At 73.3% G+C, this 15,968-nt stretch carries 16 protein-coding genes; 2 read left to right on the top strand and 14 right to left on the bottom strand.

Annotation, left to right across the window (positions count from 1 at the left end):
* Positions 1–108: 108 nt before the first annotated feature.
* The gene (locus tag DT057_RS04490; RefSeq protein WP_128560922.1) at positions 109–1,197 is read right to left on the bottom strand and encodes an SPL family radical SAM protein; all 1,089 of its coding nucleotides are present in this window, start codon (positions 1,195–1,197) and stop codon (positions 109–111) included.
* Between the two features lie 186 nt (positions 1,198–1,383).
* Here DT057_RS04490 and DT057_RS04485 point away from each other — a divergent pair, with 186 nt between their 5' ends.
* Positions 1,384–1,917, top strand: coding sequence for an N-acetylmuramoyl-L-alanine amidase (locus DT057_RS04485; RefSeq protein WP_128560919.1), 534 nt, complete (start codon positions 1,384–1,386; stop codon positions 1,915–1,917).
* A 566-nt stretch (positions 1,918–2,483) separates the two neighbouring features.
* Here DT057_RS04485 and DT057_RS04480 read toward each other — a convergent pair.
* The 6 genes from DT057_RS04480 to DT057_RS04455 all read right to left on the bottom strand — a co-directional run bounded on the left by DT057_RS04480 (position 2,484) and on the right by DT057_RS04455 (position 7,881).
* Positions 2,484–3,203 (bottom strand): ABC transporter ATP-binding protein, encoded by a 720-nt coding sequence (locus DT057_RS04480; protein ID WP_128560918.1) that lies wholly within the window; start codon positions 3,201–3,203, stop codon positions 2,484–2,486.
* The gene (locus DT057_RS04475) at positions 3,200–4,030 is read right to left on the bottom strand and encodes an ABC transporter ATP-binding protein (protein ID WP_128560917.1); all 831 of its coding nucleotides are present in this window, start codon (positions 4,028–4,030) and stop codon (positions 3,200–3,202) included. The genes DT057_RS04480 and DT057_RS04475 overlap by 4 nt, the downstream gene beginning before the upstream one ends.
* 3 nt (positions 4,031–4,033) lie before the next feature.
* Positions 4,034–4,873, bottom strand: coding sequence for a branched-chain amino acid ABC transporter permease (locus tag DT057_RS04470; RefSeq protein ID WP_128560916.1), 840 nt, complete (start codon positions 4,871–4,873; stop codon positions 4,034–4,036).
* Positions 4,874–4,881: 8 nt separating this feature from the next.
* Positions 4,882–5,763 carry a branched-chain amino acid ABC transporter permease gene (locus tag DT057_RS04465; protein WP_128560915.1) on the bottom strand — a complete coding sequence of 294 codons (882 nt, stop codon included), beginning with the start codon at positions 5,761–5,763 and terminating at the stop codon, positions 4,882–4,884.
* Positions 5,764–5,949: 186 nt separating this feature from the next.
* On the bottom strand, positions 5,950–7,089 hold the full coding sequence (locus DT057_RS04460) for an ABC transporter substrate-binding protein (RefSeq protein WP_128560914.1): 1,140 nt from the start codon (positions 7,087–7,089) through the stop codon (positions 5,950–5,952).
* 303 nt (positions 7,090–7,392) lie between these two features.
* Entirely contained in the window at positions 7,393–7,881 is a 489-nt protein-coding gene (locus DT057_RS04455) for an META domain-containing protein (protein ID WP_128560913.1), read from the bottom strand.
* A gap of 229 nt (positions 7,882–8,110) precedes the next feature.
* On the opposite strand from DT057_RS04455, the gene DT057_RS04450 reads away from it, so the two are divergent.
* Complete coding sequence (locus tag DT057_RS04450) at positions 8,111–8,455, top strand: helix-turn-helix domain-containing protein (RefSeq protein ID WP_238313777.1); 345 nt, start codon at positions 8,111–8,113, stop codon at positions 8,453–8,455.
* A gap of 9 nt (positions 8,456–8,464) precedes the next feature.
* Here the strand turns inward: DT057_RS04450 and DT057_RS04445 are convergent, their stop codons facing one another.
* The 7 genes from DT057_RS04445 to DT057_RS04415 form a co-directional block, all read right to left on the bottom strand.
* Positions 8,465–9,703 (bottom strand): NAD(P)/FAD-dependent oxidoreductase, encoded by a 1,239-nt coding sequence (locus tag DT057_RS04445; protein ID WP_128560912.1) that lies wholly within the window; start codon positions 9,701–9,703, stop codon positions 8,465–8,467.
* A gap of 207 nt (positions 9,704–9,910) precedes the next feature.
* Positions 9,911–10,708, bottom strand: a complete 798-nt coding sequence (locus tag DT057_RS04440; protein WP_128560911.1) for an ABC transporter ATP-binding protein — start codon at positions 10,706–10,708, stop codon at positions 9,911–9,913.
* On the bottom strand, positions 10,705–11,478 hold the full coding sequence (locus DT057_RS04435) for an ABC transporter permease (RefSeq protein ID WP_128560920.1): 774 nt from the start codon (positions 11,476–11,478) through the stop codon (positions 10,705–10,707). Before DT057_RS04435 ends, DT057_RS04440 begins: the two co-directional genes overlap by 4 nt.
* A 17-nt stretch (positions 11,479–11,495) precedes the next feature.
* Positions 11,496–12,440 carry an ABC transporter substrate-binding protein gene (locus DT057_RS04430; protein ID WP_128560910.1) on the bottom strand — a complete coding sequence of 315 codons (945 nt, stop codon included), beginning with the start codon at positions 12,438–12,440 and terminating at the stop codon, positions 11,496–11,498.
* Between the two features lie 499 nt (positions 12,441–12,939).
* Entirely contained in the window at positions 12,940–14,121 is a 1,182-nt protein-coding gene (locus DT057_RS04425) for a sensor histidine kinase (protein ID WP_128560909.1), read from the bottom strand.
* 145 nt (positions 14,122–14,266) lie between these two features.
* Positions 14,267–15,127, bottom strand: a complete 861-nt coding sequence (locus tag DT057_RS04420; RefSeq protein WP_128560908.1) for a phosphoribulokinase — start codon at positions 15,125–15,127, stop codon at positions 14,267–14,269.
* A gap of 2 nt (positions 15,128–15,129) precedes the next feature.
* Positions 15,130–15,968 (bottom strand): class 1 fructose-bisphosphatase (locus DT057_RS04415; protein ID WP_162501314.1); only part of this gene is annotated, 839 nt, incomplete at its 5' end.

Here is a 15,968-nt window from a genome sequence, read left to right as displayed (position 1 = left end):
GAGCCGCCCGACCGCCGCGCGCCGCGCCGGCCGGGCGCGGCTCCGGCCCCGGGGCGCCCGACGGGCCCGCCCGGCCCCGGGGAAGCCGGAACGCGCCCTCCCCGGCCGTCAGGTCCAGTAGAGGAGCCGTGCGGCCGGGAGCCGTGCGGCGAGCCGCCCGGTGATGTGCCGGCGCATCTCGCTCATCAGGTCCTTCGGCAGGACGTACTTGACCGATCCGAACTTGGTGAACTTGCGCGCGCGCTCGTCCTCCCGCATCGCGAGGCCGGACCCCGGATACCAGCCCTCCAGCACCGTCTTCGACCCCGGCGTGAAGCGGTGCGTGATGAGTTCGGCGGTGAGGTCGAGGTCCGGCACGCCGTCGAGCGCCGCGGCGGCCTCGGCGATCAGGGCGTCGTAGGCCTGCCGCCAGTCCTCGACCGGCAGGATCGGCGCGACCGTGAGCCCGACCGGGTAGCCCGCGAGGGCGACCGCCCGCATCGCCGCGAAGCGCGCCGCGAGGGGCGCCGTGCCGCCCTCGTAGCGGGCGGCCGCCCGCGCATTGACCGAGAACCGGATGCGCGTGTTGCGCCCGTGGGGCAGCCCGAGCAGGGGCTCGACCGCGGCGAACTTCGTGGTGAAGCGCAGCTGCACGGGCGCCTCCCAGGCGCCGAAGAAGCGGATCGCCTCCGAGAGCGAGCCGGTCAGGTGCTCGATGCCGAGCGGATCGGTGTAGCAGGAGCACTCGAAGGTCGTCCCCTCGTGGGCCCGCTCCTCCTGCGCGGAGGTGATCCGCCCGCTGCCGGCATAGGACCGCAGGGTGGCGAGGATCTCGCCGAGATTGGCGTAGACCCGCGTCACGGGCGGACCCGCGAGCGAGCCCGCCAGGTAGCAGTACTGGCAGTGGGCCGGGCAGCCCTCCGCGAGGTCGACGCGCCAGTCGGCGCTCGGCGGGATCGGCTGGAGCTTCAGCCTGGTGGGCGGCGCGACGACGAGCGCGAGGGTGTTCTTGGCCTCGACGTAGGCCCGCCGCGGATCCTCGGGGCGCAGGCCCGTGAGGCGATTGCTCCTCAGCCGCTCGACGGGCAGGCCGAGCGCCTCGAGCCGGCCCGCCATCGCGCGTCCGTGGGCGTGGTCGAGGGCGGCCGGGGTGACGAGCACCCGGCGCGGGCGCCACAGGCGCGCGGGGGACGGGGTCGGCGGGGCGTGGACGTTCATGCCGACGAACGCTGGTGCGCCGATCCGGGATCCCGCCCCGATCGTCGCGCCGGGCGGCCCCTCGGCCCCGAGGATGCCGGCCCGGCGATCCATCTCCATCAAACGCATGACGCCTGCGGCGTGGTCTTCCCTGTACTCAGGACAGAGGACCGCATCGATTGTGTCGCCCGGACGAGGATTGTCGCAATGGCGAAGTACGAGGGCGCAACCTGGAAACCGATTTCGGCAAATTTTAACAAAGGGCGACGGCAGAGTCCGACCAAGGGGCTCATCTTGCACATTACCGACGGCGCCCTCAACAAAAAGACAGGCATCAGAACACCGCCCTCGCTTGCCGGATTGTATTCTACCTTCAACAATAAAGCGCACAAAGCGTCAGCACACTTCGGCGTCAATAAAGACGGCGAGATGTGGCAATTCATCGACACCGACGATCGGGCCTGGTCGGTCGACGGCGACACGATCGACGCGCACTGGGTCAGCATCGAGAACATCGCGGTTCCCGGCGACACGTTGACCGAGGAGCAGATCATGGGCTGCGCCGGCCTGATGTACTGGCTGAACCAGACCTACGATTCCCCGATCAAGATGGCGGTCGGCAAGAGCGACAGCGGCATCGCCTACCACGCGCTGTTCCAGCGCGGGCACCCGGCCTGCCCGGGGTTCCCGGTGATCAGCCTGATCCCGCGGATCTGCGCGAGCGCGGTCCTGGGCTTCTGACGCGCGGCCGGGGCCCCGGCGCCGCGCCGGCAGGGGCACGTCGGCCTGCTCGTCGTACCGGCAGCCGGCGTTGATCAGTTGCCCGATGGGTGACCTCAGGTTCACGGAGCATGCGCCGGCGGCGGCGAGCGCCCCGGGGGCCCGCGCAAGGTCGCCGTGCGACCAGTCCCGCAGCCCGGCGGGCCGGTCCCGCCCGACGGATCGATCGCACGCGGAGGTGTCGTCGCCAGACCTCCTGCCGACGGGATATGCCGGCCCGGCGCCGGCGCGTCGCGCGCAGGCGGCCGGCGGGAGCGCCGGGCGCAGGGCCGGGGGCGGTCCGCCACTCTCTCCTCGGGCGAGCCCGCGTCGATCCTGGTCTACGTACTACTCACGATATCGAATCATCTTTACGAATTCTCTCTTAGGTTGCATTCTGCCGGGCAGGGCAAATCAGGTGAGAGCCGTGATGGCGACGATCCACGTTCTGGACCCCGTGACCGGGCGAGTGGTGCGCGTGGAGGTTCCGGAGGGACCGCCCCGGGAGCCCTGAGGACCGCCCGGACCGGTCCGGGCTCCCCGCCGGCTCACACCCCCAGATACGCCGCCGTCACCTCCGGGTTGCGGGCGACCTCGGCGGCCTCGCCCTGGAGGCGGATGCGGCCGGTCTCCAGCACGTAGGCGTAGTCCGCGATGGCGAGCGCCGCGCTGGCGTTCTGCTCCACGAGGAGGATGGTGCGGCCCTCCGCCCGCAGGGAGGCGATGATGGCGAAGATCTCCTCCACGATGAGGGGCGCGAGGCCCATGGAGGGCTCGTCGAGGAGGAGCAGCACGGGCTCGGCCATGAGCGCCCGGCCCATGGCCAGCATCTGCTGCTCGCCGCCCGAGAGGTAGCCGGCCTGCTGGCGCAGGCGCTCGCCGAGCCGCGGGAAGCGCGCCACCACCGCCTCCTGGCGGCGCGCCGCCTCCGGGGTCGCGACGTGGTAGGCGCCGAGCCGGAGGTTCTCGGCCACCGTCATGTTGGCGAAGACCTGGCGGCCCTCCGGCACCTGCACGATGCCGCGGCGCGCGATGCGGTGGGCGGCCTCGCCGGCGATCTCGACGGTCTCGCCGTGGCTCCAGCGCACGCTGCCGGCCCGGGGCTTCATCAGCCCGGAGAGGCTGCGCAGGATCGTGGTCTTGCCGGCGCCGTTCGAGCCGATCAGCGACACGATGCTGCCGCGCTGGACCGCGAGCCCGATCCCGTGGACGACGTCGGCGCGGGCGTAGCCGAGGCGCAGGCCCTCGACGCTGAGGAGCGCGGTCACGGGGCGGTCCCCCGGCTCTGCGGGACCGCCCTCGGGCCCGCGTCGTGGCCGCCGGTGCCGAGATAGGCCTCGATCACCGCCGGATGGGCGCGCACCTCGGCGGGCGTGCCGTCGGCGATGCGGCGGCCGAAGTTCAGGACCGTCAGGCGGTCGCACAGGCTCATCACCAGGGGCATGTCGTGCTCGACGAGGAGCAGGGTCAGGCCGCGCTCGTCGCGCAGGCGCCGGAGCAGGCCGAGCAGCGCGTGCGTCTCGGCCGGGTTCATGCCGGCGGCCGGCTCGTCGAGCAGCACGAGGCGCGGCTCGCAGGCGAGCGCCCGGGCGATCTCGAGCCGGCGCTGGTCGCCGTAGGCGAGGTCGCCGGCGCGGGTCCCGGCGGCCTCCGCGAGGCCCACGAAGGCGAGGAGGTCGCGGGCCCGGGCCTTGGCGGCGCGCTCCTCGGCCCGGAAGGCCGGGCTGCGCACGAGGATGCCCCAGCCCGCCGTCAGCCGGGTGTGCAGGCCCGTCATCACGTTCTCGAGCACCGTCATCTCGGAGAAGACGCGGATGTTCTGGAAGGTGCGGGCGAGCCCGAGGGCGGTGCGGCGGTAGGGCGGCAGGCCGTCGAGGGCGCGCCCGTCGAGGCGCACGCTGCCGGCGCTCGGCGCGAGCACGCCCGAGACGAGGTTGAACAGCGTGGTCTTGCCGGCGCCGTTCGGGCCGATCAGGCCGTGCACCGTGCCCTCCGCGACCGCGAAGTCGACCGCGTCGACGGCGACGAGGCCCTGGAAGCGGCGCGTCAGGCCCTCGACGGCGAGGAGCGGGCCGGTGGGGGGAGGCGTGGCCATGGGTCAGCCGGTCCGGGCGATGCGCCACGGCAGGATGCCGCGGGGCATGAACAGCACGGCCAGCACGATGATGAGGCCGTTGACCATCAGGCGGAAGTCGGCGAGCGGGCGCAGCACCTCGGGCAGCAGCGTCAGGATGGTGGCGCCGAGCACCGGCGCGAGGGGCGAGCCGATGCCGCCCAGCAGGGCGTAGCTCAGGATCGTCACCGCGGCCTCGAACCCGTACTCGTTGGGGCCGATGAACGAGGAGACGTGGGCCGAGAGGCAGCCGGCGACGCCCGCCATGGCGGAGGACGCCACGAGGGCGGTCAGCCGGTAGCGGGGCAGGTTCACGCCCATGACGCCGGCCGCCGCCTCGTCCTCGCGCATCGCCTCCATGGCCCGGCCGACCCGCGAGCGCGCCACCAGGGTCAGGCCGGCGAGCAGGACCGCCAGCGTGCCGTAGATGGCGCCGACGCCGCCCCGCTCCGGGATGCCGGAGAGCCCGAGGGCCCCCCCGGCGTAGTCCCAGTTGAGGAAGACGATGCGGGTGATCTCGCCGAGCCCGATCGTCGCGATGGCGAGGTAGACGCCGGTGAGCCGCAGCGTCGGCCCGCCGACCACGAGGGCGAGGAGCGCCGGCACCGCCGCCGCGGCGGCCATCGACAGGGCGAACGGCGCGCCGAACTTCACCGAGAGCAGCGCCCCCGTGTAGGCGCCGACGCCCATGAAGGCCGCCTGGCCGAGGGAGAGCTGGCCCACCGCCAGCACCACGTAGACCGAGAGCGCCAGGATGCCGTTGACCCCGATGCCGTGGATCAGGCTCTGGTAGGTCCAGTAGAAGTCGTCGAGGGCTTCCCACATGGCGGCTCTCAAGCCCGCTTGGCGGCGGCGCGGCCGAACAGGCCGAGGGGGCGGAACCACAGGGTGGCGACGAGGAGCGCGAAGGCGATCATGTCCTTGAGGGTCGACGAGAGGTAGGCGGCGGTCAGCACCTCGGCGAGGCCGAGCAGCAGGCCGGCGAGCAGCGCCCCGCGCAGGTCGCCGAGGCCCCCCACGATGATGACCGCGAAGCCGCGCAGCATCATGTGCTCGCCCATGAAGGGCTGGATGGCGTTGAAGTTGAGGCCCACCAGGACGCCGGCCGCGCCCCCGATGGCGCCCGACAGGAACGACACCACCCGCAGCATCAGGGCGCCGTTGATGCCCATGAGGGCGGCGGCGTCCGGGTTCTCCGCCACGGCCCGGATGGCGAGGCCGAGGCGCGAGCCGCGCACCAGGGCCAGCAGGGCGACGACGAGGACGAGGGCCGCGCCGAAGATCAGCACCTGCGTGCCGCCGATCCGGACCGCGCCGAGGCTGTAGGCGCCGCCGTCGAACACGCCCGCCGGGAAGCGGCGGATCTCGGTGCCGAGGGCCGCCGCCATGCCGGCGTAGAGGAAGAGCGTGGCGCCGAGCGTCACCATCAGGGAGGCGAGCTCCGGCGCCTTGGCCTTGCGCAGGCGGGTGAGCAGGAGGGTGTCGACCGCAACCGCGAGCACGCCGGCGACCGCGGCGCCGAGGGGCAGCGCGGCCCAGATCGGCAGCCCGAGCCCCTGCGTCGACCACAGGGCCGCGAAGGCGCCGAGCGCGAAGTAGACCCCGTAGGTGAGGTTGATGACGCCCATCACGCCGAACATCAGCGTGAAGCCGATGGCGAAGAGGGCGTAGGTCGCGCCGAGGACGACGCCGTTGACGAGCTGCTGCTCAAGCATGGGGGTTCAGGGATCACGGGGGCTCNCGGGTCCGCCGCGGGCCCTGCCCCGCCGCGGGCGGGCCCGTCCGCGGCGGGGCAGGGCCCGCGCCGCCGGCAAGGGAGGACGCACGGCGCGCGTCGGGGCCCCCTCCCCGCCCGCCGGGACGGGGGGCGGCCCGGAGACCCCGCCGGGCGGGCGTCCGCCCTATTGTAGCAGCTGGAACTTGCCGCCCTTCATCACCAGCACCACGACGCCCGAGGTGTCGGCCGGGTCGCGGGTGTCGGAGAACGAGAACGGCCCCATGACGCCGCTGTACTTCACCTTGACGAGCGCGTCCTTGATCTTCTCGGAATCGGGCGCGCCGGCCGCGTCGATCGCCTTGGCGACGATGTGCAGCGTGTCGTAGGCCTGGGCCGCGAACTGGTCGGGCAGGTCGCCGCCGTACTTGTCCTTGAAGGCCGCCACGAAGGCCTGGTTGGCGGCGTCCGGCTTGCCGACGAACCAGGGGCTGCCCACCAGGGTGCCGTCGGCGGCCGCGCCCGCGATGTCGCCGAGCTTGGGCGAGTTCAGGCCGTTGCCCCCGATGAAGAACACCTTCGGGTCGATGCCGAGCTGGCGGGCCTGGAGCTCGACGCCGGAGGCCGCCTCGACGAGCGCCGACAGCACGATCGCGTCCGGGTTCAGGGCCTTGATCTTGGTGAGCTGGGCCGAGAAGTCGGAATCCTTCGAGCCGAACGTCTCGGTGGTCAGCGTCTCGATGCCGAGCTTGTCGAGCGCGGCCTTCATCACGTCGTAGGCCGACTTGGTGAAGGCGTCGTCGTTGCCGTACATCACGGCGACGCGCTTGATGCCGAACTTCTGCTGCGCCGTCCTGAGCGTGACCGGGATCACGTCGGATTCCGGCAGCGAGGTGCGGAAGACGTAGGGGCCGATCGCCGTGATGCCGTTGGCGGTGGTCGAGGTGCCGACGATCGGGACCTTGCGCTCGTTGGCGACGGGGCCGGCGGCGAACATCTCGTTCGACAGGGTGGGGCCGAGGATCAACGGCACCTTGTCGCGGCCGATGAGCTTGCGGGCGGCGTTGAGCGCCTGCTCCTTGGCGCCGGCCGAATCCTCGTACGCGATGGCGAGCGGCCGGCCGCCGAGCACGCCCCCGGCCTTGTTGATGTCGGCGAGCGCGAGGTCGAAGCCGCGCTGGATCGCGATCCCGTAGCGGCTGTTCGGCCCGGTCAGGATCTCGATCGCCCCGAGCTTGACCGGCGTCCTGTCCTGCGCCTGCGCGCCCGTCAGCGCCCCCCCGACCAATGCCGCCGCCAGCAGCATCCTCCTCGACACCGACCGCATCCGAATCCTCCTCACGCCGTCCGTCTTCTGGTTGGGCCGCCGACGCGCTCCACGGGAGACCTGCCCGGCGCACCCGAAGCGTCGGGATTTACGCTGGACCGACGCTGCCTTAGAGCACCGGAGGGCGCCGGTAAATCGCTTCCGGGCGGCGGTGAGTGCGCAAACGCGGCCGAAACCGGCCTGCGGGCGCCCGGACGCGCGAACGGCCCCGGGGGACGGGGCCGTCGGGACGCCGGAGGATCGGGGGCGGCGGGCCCCGGGGCGGACCCGCCGGCGGGAGAACCCGTGCGCGGGAAAAACCCGTCAGAGCGCGCGGTCGAAGCGCAGCTCGCCGGCCTGGCTCTTGATCACGAGCTGCGAGCCGACGATGTCCCACTGCCCGGAGGTGCGCAGGGCGGTGAAGAACTGCATCTCGGCGCTGCCGACGGCCTTGTCGCAGTTGCGCTTCGTCAGCGCGAGGGGGCCGACCGCGAGGTGCTGCTCCTTGAGCGGGAAGGCCGTGGCCGCGAACGTGTTGCAGCCGCCGAAGCCGCGGGCGCGGTACTGCTTGTCGATGATGAAGCTGGGGCGCTCGGTGCCGGGGAACGGCTTGCCGTTCAGGCTGACGGCGGTCCAGGTCGAGTCGAGCGGGAAGATCTTCTCCTGCGCCTTGGTGGGCGGGATGTACTGCTTCTGCTCCGACTTGTCGCGGTTCTTCTGGCCGTAGCCGAGCATCGCCTGCGCCGACGCCTGCGTGGCAGACGCCACAAGCGCGACCGCACCGGCCGCCACCGCAACCCGCATCGCCTTCATCGCATTCCCCATCGTGCCTTTAGTCTTGGGCGGCACTCTAGGGAGGGCGTCACGGAGCGGCAACCCTGGCGGGCGGGCGCGTCCTCGCGGCGGCGCCGCCAAGCTCAACTCTCTCGATGACTGTTGTAATTTTGCAGCAAGCTTGGCCGTAAGCGCAATTCGGCCCGCGAAAGCTTGCGGCAGCGGCTCCAGCGCCGGCAACGAATGGGGAGCCGCGTCGTTAGAGACCGTGCCCGGCGCGTCGGCCGGCACGGCGGGACACGGCACGGGGGTCGAGCAGGTGAACGGCGCAGACGACATCACGGCGGCGCAGGTGCGCCGGGCACGGGAGCTCCTGGGCTGGTCGGAGGCGGACCTGGCCCTGCGCGCCAACGTCGACGCGGAGGCCATCCGCAGCTTCGAGGCGGACCGCTACCCGCCCTCGCGCGAGCAGCGCGGGGCGATCCGCGGCGCCCTCCAGGCGGCGGGCATCGCCTTCACGGACGGCGGCACCCCGGACGCCCGGCTGCGCCGGCAGGACGAGCCCGGCGACGGCATCCATCCCGACGAGCTCACCACCGAGAACGACCGCTGAGGCGCCCCGTCAGGCCGGGCGCAACGCGAAGGCCTTGAGGTCGAAGGCCGGGTCGGCCACGGCCTCGGGCTCGGGCGTCAGGCCGGTCTGGAGCAGCCGGCGGGCGATCATGTGGTCGCCGGCGCGGTTGAGCGACTCGACCCCGACGAGCCGGTCGCCCCGGTAGCAGAACACCGACACGCCCCCGGCATCCGCCGCCCCGCGCCGCACCGCCCGGTCGTGGGGCATGCAGAGCCCGGCGATCTGGAGCTTGAGCGGGCCCTGGTCGCTCCAGAACCACGGCACCGCCGTGTAGGCGGCGGGCCGGCCGGTGAGGCGGGCCGCGACGCAGCGGGCCCCGTCGACGGCGTTCTGCACCGATTCGAGCCGCACCCGGGCGCCCTCGGCGTGCGGGGACGGGTGGGCCGCGCAGTCGCCGATCGCCGAGACGGCGGGATCGTCCGTGAGCAGCATCGCGTCGACCGCGATCCCGTTGGCGACGGGGAGGCCCGCCGCCTCGGCGAGGTCCTGGTTGGGCAGCACCCCGATGCCGACGAGGACGAGGTCGGCCGGGACCGTGCGCCCGTCCCGGGTGACGACGCCGGCGGCGCGGCCCTCGCCCTCGATCGCCGCCACCGCGGCGCCGAACAGGAAGCGCACGCCGGCCGCGGCGTGCGACGCCTCGATCAGAGCCGCCATGCCGGGGGAGACCGAGCGCGAGAGGGGCCGGTCCAGCCCCTCGATCACCGTGACGGCGATGCCCTTCTGGGCGCAGACCGCCGCGAATTCGAGCCCGATGAAGCCCGCGCCCACCACCGCCACGGCCGCGACGCCGGCGAGGACCGTCCTCAGCGCCTCGGCGTCCGCGAGCGTGCGCAACTGGTGCACGCCCGGCAGGTCGGCCCCCGGCACCGGCAGGGGCCGGTTGCGCGAGCCGGTCGCGAGCACGAGGTGGTCGTAGGGCAGCGTGTCCCCGCAGGCGAGGCCGACGCGGCGGTCGCGCCGGTCGATCGCGACCGCGCGCGTCCCGGCCCGCACCGCGATGGCGTGCTCGGCGTAGTAGGCCTCGGGCCGCAGCGCGAGGCCCGCCGCGTCGGTCTTGCCCAGCATGTAGGCCTTCGACAGGGGCGGCCGCCCGTAGGGCAGGCCCGGCTCGTCGCCCACGAGGGTGACCGGCCCCCTGTAGCCGCCCTCGCGCAGGGAGGCTCCGAGCTGAAAGCCGGCCTGGCCGGCGCCGACGACCACGATGCCATTCATGCGGAGGGACATACCCCGGAAGCGCAACCGGCGTCGAGCTTGCGGGAAATCAGTTGCCTTAGCAACCGATTTCCCCGGGGCGGGCCGGGTGCCGGCCCGGATCCCCGTCCCGGTGCCGCGGGCGGTGTTCCGCCGACGTGGACGCGGGTTCGTCGCGGGCCCCGCGGCCCGCCCGGAGGCTCGGCGCCGTCGCGGCTTCGACCCCGGGGGAGCGCGGCCCTAGGGCGCCTGCGCGGCCAGCACCGCCTCGCTGCGGATATCCTCGGTGAGCCGCGCCTTGAGGCGCGAGAATTCCGGGCTCGTCTTGATCGTGTAGTGGCGCGGGTGGCCGAGATCGACCGGCACGTCGGCCTTGATGCGCCCGGGCCGGGCGGTCATCACGATCACCCGCGAGGCCATGAAGATCGCCTCCTCGATGTCGTGGGTGACGAAGATCACGGTCTTGCGCTCGCGCTCCCAGATGCCGAGGAGGAGCTCCTGCATCAGGCCGCGGGTCTGGTTGTCGAGGGCCCCGAAGGGCTCGTCGAGGAGCAGGATGTCGGGGTCGTTGGCGAGGGCGCGCGCGATGGCGGTGCGCTGCTGCATGCCGCCCGAGAGCTGCTTGGGGTAGTGGCCCTCGAAGCCCCGCAGGCCGACCTTGTCGAGGAACGCCGCCACGACCTCCCGGCGCTCCCCCGCCGGCACGCCGCGCTCGCGCAGGCCGAAGGCGACGTTCTCCGCCACGGTCAGCCACGGGAACAGGGTGTAGGACTGGAACACCATGCCGCGGTCGGGCCCGGGCCCGCGGACCTCGCGCCCCTCGACCAGGACCCGGCCGGCGCTCGGCCGGTCGAGCCCGGCGACGATGCGCAGGAGCGTCGACTTCCCGCAGCCCGAGGGCCCCAGGATGGTGATGAAGTCGTTCTTGGCGACGCTGAGGGCGGTCGGGTCGAGGGCGCGCACGGGCGCGCGCCCGCCGCTGCCGGGAAAGACCCGCGCCACGCCCTCGATCGACACCTCGGCGGGGGCCGCCGTCACGCGAGCTTCCAGGGGAACAGCAGCCGGTTGGCGCCCTTGAACAGGAAGTCCGAGACGAGGCCGATGAGCCCGATCACGATGATGCCGAAGATGATCTGGCCGGTCGCCAGGAGCGCCTGGCTCTCGATGATCATGTGGCCGATGCCCGACGACGACCCGATGAGCTCGGCCACGATGACGTAGGTCCAGGCCCAGCCCAGCACCAGCCGCAGGGTCTCGGCGATGTCCGGGGCGGTGGCCGGCAGGAGCACGCGGCGGATGATGCCGGCGTCGCCCGCGCCGAGCGTGTAGGCCGCCTCCACGAGGTCGCGCCGGACGCCCCCGACCGTGACGGCGATCATCAGGATGATCTGGAACACCGAGCCGATGAAGATCACGAGCAGCTTCTGGGTCTCGCCGATGCCGGCCCAGAGGATCAGGAGCGGCACGAAGGCGGAAGCCGGCAGGTAGCGGGCGAAGGACACGAAGGGCTCGAGGAACGCCTCCACGGGCTTGTAGGCCCCCATCAGGACGCCGACCGGCACCGCCACCAGGGCGGCCAGCACGAAGCCGCCGAGCACGCGCCAGACCGTGACGCCGATGTCGGACAGGAAGCCGAACCGCGTCACGAGGAGCCAGCCGTCCTGCACCATGGTGAGCGGGTCGGCCAGGAAGGTCCCGGGCACGAACCCGCCGAGCGTCGCGGCGGCCCAGGCCGCCACGAACAGGACGAAGAAGCCGAGGCCCAGGACGATCCGGGGCCCGCGCCCGATCGGCTGGAGCGGGCGCAAGGCCTGCACGGGGTCCCTCACTTCACGTAGCGGTCGTCCATGAGGCTCGCGATGTCGGGCTTCTGCTTGATCACCCCGATCTCGAGCAGCAGGTCGGCCGCCTCGGCGGAGAACTTCTGGATCTCGCCGGCGAAGAACGCCTTGTTGGCGGCCCGGTCCTGCCAGCGCAGGAACTTGGCGGAGTTGCCGAAGGCCTCGCCGGTCTGCTTCACGTCCGCGCCCATGGTCTCGTAGGCCTTGGCCGGGTCCCTGGCGATCAGGTCGAGCGCCTCGAAGTAGCTCTCGGCGAGCGCCTTGCCGGCCTTCGGGTTCTGGTCGAGGAAGTCCGGCGTGCAGCCGACCGTGTCCATCACCATCGGGTAGTCGAGGGTGGTGGCGATGATCCGGCCCGCCTGGGGCGCCGCCCGCACCGAGGACAGGTAGGGCTCGTACGTCATGGCGGCGTCGTTCTGGCCGGCGATGAAGGCCTGGGCGGCGGGGCCGGGCTCCAGGTTGACCACCTTGACGTCCTTCAGGGACAGGCCGTTCTGCTTGAGCATCCAGGCCAGCCCGAAATACGGCGAGGTGCCGGGCACGGAGGCCGCCACGGTCCTGCCCTTCAGGTCCTTGATGGCGGCCACGTCGTTGCGCACCACGAGGCCGTCGGCGCCGTAGGACTTGTCGAGCTGGAAGATCTGCTTCGTCGGCACGCCGTTGGCGTTCCACGCCACCCAGGTCTCGACCGTGGTGGCGGCGCATTGCACGTCGCCGGAGCGGATCGCGAGGTGGCGGCTGGCCTGCGGGATCTTCTTGATGGTGACGTCGAGGCCGTTCTTCTTGAAGAGGCCGGCCTCCTTGGCGAGGGTGAGCGGCGCGAACCCGGTCCAGCCGCTGATCCCGATCGTCACCTTCGTGTCCTCGGCCCTGGCGGGCGCCGCCGCCAGAACGGACGCGACCACCAGCCCAGCGGCAACCGCCCTCATGACCCTCTCCCGGCACAGCCTCGCGAGAGGCCTTTGGTAGCGTCGGGGCACGATTTTGTATAGACATATTAGCGGGCAATCTGCCCGCCGAACCGGCACGGGACACGCCCTCGTCGGCCCGCGCCGAGGAGCGCCCGGCGCGTCGCCGGTGCCGACGCGGTGACGGCATCCCGGAGACCCGACACGACCCGTCCCCCGCGCCGCGCCGTGGGGGTCCGCCGGCCGCAGCGCGCATCGGCGGCGCGGGCGCGGCGGCGTGCGGGCGCCGGGGCTGGAAGGTCGGAATCGTCGCCCGGGGCCGGGTTCTTCGAGGGGCGGGGTCTTCGAGGGGCTGGACCTCGGGGGTTCCGGGCCGACGCCGCCGACGCGGGAGGCCCCGTCGCAAGGCCGCCGGCGGGACCGCGGGCGGCGCTGCCCGCGGCCCGGCACGAGGGGCGGCGCCCGGATCGAGCCCCTCGAGGCCCGCCCTCGGGTCCGGCCGGGCCCGCCCCGCCGGTCCTCAGGCCAGGGGCATCTCGAGCACGAACAGGGCGCCCGGATGGCCGGGCTCGGCGCTGAGGCGGCCGTCGAGCTGGCGGGTGAGGCTGTTGATGATCTTCAGGCCGAGGCTGCGCTGGCGCGCATGCACGTCGAAATCACCCGGCAGGCCGATGCCCTCGTCGCGCACGGCGAGGCGCAGCCGGCCCTCCTGCACCGCGACCGTGACCCGGACCGCGCCGGCCCCGTCCGGGTAGGCGTACTTGACGGCGTTGGTGACGAGCTCGGTGACCATCAGGCCGATGGGGATGGCCTGGTCGGCGCTGATCACCCGCGCGTCGGCCTCGCAGTGGAGCGCGTGCCCGGGCGCCTCGTCCTGGAGCTTGGCCACGAGCTCGCGCACGAAGTCCGACAGCTCGACCGTGCCGGGATGCAGGCCGCGCCAGAGGTGGTCGTGCACCTGGGCCACGGTGGCGATGCGGGCGCCCGCGTCCTCGAGGGCGTGGCGGACCTCGTCCGAATGGGCGTCGCGGGCCTGGAGCCGCAGCAGCCCCGCCACCACGCCGAGGCTGTTCTTGACCCGGTGGCTCATCTCGCGGGCGAGGAGCGCCTGGTGGTCGAGGGCGTCGCGCAGGCGGGCATCGCCCTGGTGGCGCTCGACCGCGATGCCGACGAGGCCCGCGAAGCCGGCGAGGAAGTCCAGGTCGGCGCGGTCGAAGCCGGAGCCCTCGGCGCCCCCGACCTCCAGCACGCCGTAGGCCCGGCGGCTCTCGTCGCCGAGGGCGATCGGCACGTTGACGGCGTGGCGGATGCCCGCGCCGGCGAGCAGGTCGGGCATCCGGAAGCGCTCGCCCTCGACGAGGTCGTTCGCCAGCACCCCGGCCCCGGTGCGGAAGGCGTAGGAGGCGGGCGTGGTCTCGTCGCCCGCCGGGAAGCTCGCCCCGACGGTGCCGGGCTGTCCCCCGACGCCGGCCCGGATCAGGAAGGCGTGGTCCTGCGGCCGGTACTCCAGGATGTGGCAGCAGGGCGCGCCCAGGCCCTCGGCGCAGCAATCGCTCGCGCGCTGGAGCAGCCAGTCGAGGTCGCGGGTCTGGAGCGCCATGCGGGCGAACGCCCCGAGCAGCGCCTGCTGCCGCAGCCGGTAGGGCAGCTCGGCCCGGCCGGACCCGGCCTCCGCCTCGCGCAACGACGCCTCACTCGACATTCAGGCAGACTCGCAAGGCACGTGTGCCTCCCCGCGGGCACGGCTGGCTCCGCGGGACTCTTACGCCATCCTGCCCCCAGGACAAGCGGATGCGGCCCTCCCGGTGTCGCGGCGCGCCCGGGCCCACAGCGAAATCGGGCCGGCCTCAGAGCAGGCGGCGGCGGCGCTCGACGAGCTGGAGGATCATCGGGGTCAGGATGAGCTGCATCGCGAGGTCGAGCTTGCCGCCCGGGATCACGACGGAATTCGCCCGCGACATGAAGCTGCCGGCGATCATCGAGATCAGGTAGGGGAAGTCGATGCCCTTGGGGTCGCGGAAGCGGATCACCACCATCGACTCGTCGGCGGTCGGGATCCAGCGGGCGATGAAGGGGTTCGAGGTGTCGACCGTCGGGATGCGCTGGAAGTTGATGTCCGTGTTGGTGAATTGCGGGCAGATCGTGGTGACGTAGTCGGGCATCCGGCGCAGGATCACGTCGGTCACGGCCTCGGTGGAGTAGCCCCGCGCGTCCCGGTCGCGGTGCAGCTTCTGGATCCATTCGAGGTTGATCACCGGCACGACGCCGATCTTCAGGTCGGCGTGCTGGGCGACGTTGACCCGCGCGTTGGCGAGGGCCCCGTGGAGGCCCTCGTAGAACAGCAGGTCGGAATCCGGCGGAAACTCCTCCCAGGCCGAGAAGGTGCCGGGCTCCCCCTTCCAGCGCGCGGCGTCCCGGGCGTCGTGGATGTAGTGCCGGGTGCGGCCCGCGCCGGACTCGCCGTAGGCGCGGAACACCGCCTCCAGGGCGTCGAGGAGGTTCGCCCGCTCGCCGAAATGGCTCAGGGTCGGCTCCCGCGCCATGGCCTCGCGCATGGCGGCCCGGTCCATGGCGTGGAAGGCGTCGCCCTCGATGAAGACCGCCGTGACGCTCTCGCGCCGGAAGATCTGCTCGAAGGTGTTCTTGACCGAGGTGGTGCCGGAGCCCGAGGAGCCGGTCACCGAGATGATCGGGTGGCGGGCGGACATCGTCAGGCCCGCAGCAGGCCGCGGGGGGCGAATAGCGGCGAGCGCCCGGCGGCGTGGCGGCGCCCGTCGTGGTACTTGGCGAGGCAGTCCACCTCCCCGGCCGAGCCGAACGCGAACGGCGTGCGCCCGTGCAGGCCGGCGGGCGAGAGGTCGAGGACGGGCGTGCCGCGCCCGTCCGTGGCGGCCCCGCCCGCCGCCTCCATGAGGAGCGCGAGGGGGGCGGCCTCGTGGACGAGCCGCACGTGGCCCTCGGCCCGGCCCCGGCGCGCATCGGCCGGGCAGACGTGGAGGCCGCCCCGGCTCAGGATCCGCTGCGCCCCCGCCACCAGGGAGCCGCACCAGGCATGCGCGAAATCCCGGCCCCGCGGCCCGTCCGCGCCGCGGGCGCAATCCTCCGCGAAGGCGCGCACCGGCGCCTCCCAGTGCCGGCCCTGCGCCGCGTCGATGGCGTAACGGGGGCTCTCGGCGGGCAGCCGCACCCCGTCCCGGACCAGCCGGAAGGCGTCCTCCCGGGGATCGAGGGCGAAGATCCGCACGCCCGCGCCGCCGGTGAGGGCGAGGAGCGTGCGGGGCCCGTAGGCGGCGAAGCCCGCCGCCACCTGCACCCGCCCGGGGGCCAGGAAGGCCGCCCCGGGACCGGGTCCGGCGGCCGGGCGCAGCGCGAAGATCGTCCCGGCCGGCATGTTGTCCGCGAGGGCGTCGGCGCCCTCGAGGGCCGTGAGGGCGAGGGCGAGGGGGGCGCCCGGCGCGCCCGGCTCGGGCGCCTCCCGGTCCCGCCAGGCGACCGCCGCGACGGCCGCGTCCCGCAGCGCCGCGCCGAGGTGCCGGCGCGCCGCCGCCG

The organism is Methylobacterium crusticola, from assembly GCF_003574465.1.
GTDB classification, from domain to species: Bacteria; Pseudomonadota; Alphaproteobacteria; order Rhizobiales; family Beijerinckiaceae; genus Methylobacterium; species Methylobacterium crusticola.
Note: the sequence above shows the minus strand (reverse complement) of the source record. Positions and strands in the feature narration are given on the sequence as shown.

What these genes read in the sequence shown, in the direction of transcription:
- DT057_RS04490 (WP_128560922.1), bottom strand. Translation starts at nt 1,197, where the DNA reads ATGAACGTCCACGCCCCGCCGACCCCGTCCCCCGCGCGCCTGTGGCGC.
- DT057_RS04485 (WP_128560919.1), top strand. Translation starts at nt 1,384, where the DNA reads ATGGCGAAGTACGAGGGCGCAACCTGGAAACCGATTTCGGCAAATTTT.
- DT057_RS04475 (WP_128560917.1), bottom strand. Translation starts at nt 4,030, where the DNA reads ATGGCCACGCCTCCCCCCACCGGCCCGCTCCTCGCCGTCGAGGGCCTG.
- DT057_RS04470 (WP_128560916.1), bottom strand. Translation starts at nt 4,873, where the DNA reads ATGTGGGAAGCCCTCGACGACTTCTACTGGACCTACCAGAGCCTGATC.
- DT057_RS04465 (WP_128560915.1), bottom strand. Translation starts at nt 5,763, where the DNA reads ATGCTTGAGCAGCAGCTCGTCAACGGCGTCGTCCTCGGCGCGACCTAC.
- DT057_RS04460 (WP_128560914.1), bottom strand. Translation starts at nt 7,089, where the DNA reads ATGCGGTCGGTGTCGAGGAGGATGCTGCTGGCGGCGGCATTGGTCGGG.
- DT057_RS04455 (WP_128560913.1), bottom strand. Translation starts at nt 7,881, where the DNA reads ATGAAGGCGATGCGGGTTGCGGTGGCGGCCGGTGCGGTCGCGCTTGTG.
- DT057_RS04445 (WP_128560912.1), bottom strand. Translation starts at nt 9,703, where the DNA reads ATGTCCCTCCGCATGAATGGCATCGTGGTCGTCGGCGCCGGCCAGGCC.
- DT057_RS04430 (WP_128560910.1), bottom strand. Translation starts at nt 12,440, where the DNA reads ATGAGGGCGGTTGCCGCTGGGCTGGTGGTCGCGTCCGTTCTGGCGGCG.
- DT057_RS04425 (WP_128560909.1), bottom strand. Translation starts at nt 14,121, where the DNA reads ATGTCGAGTGAGGCGTCGTTGCGCGAGGCGGAGGCCGGGTCCGGCCGG.
- DT057_RS04420 (WP_128560908.1), bottom strand. Translation starts at nt 15,127, where the DNA reads ATGTCCGCCCGCCACCCGATCATCTCGGTGACCGGCTCCTCGGGCTCC.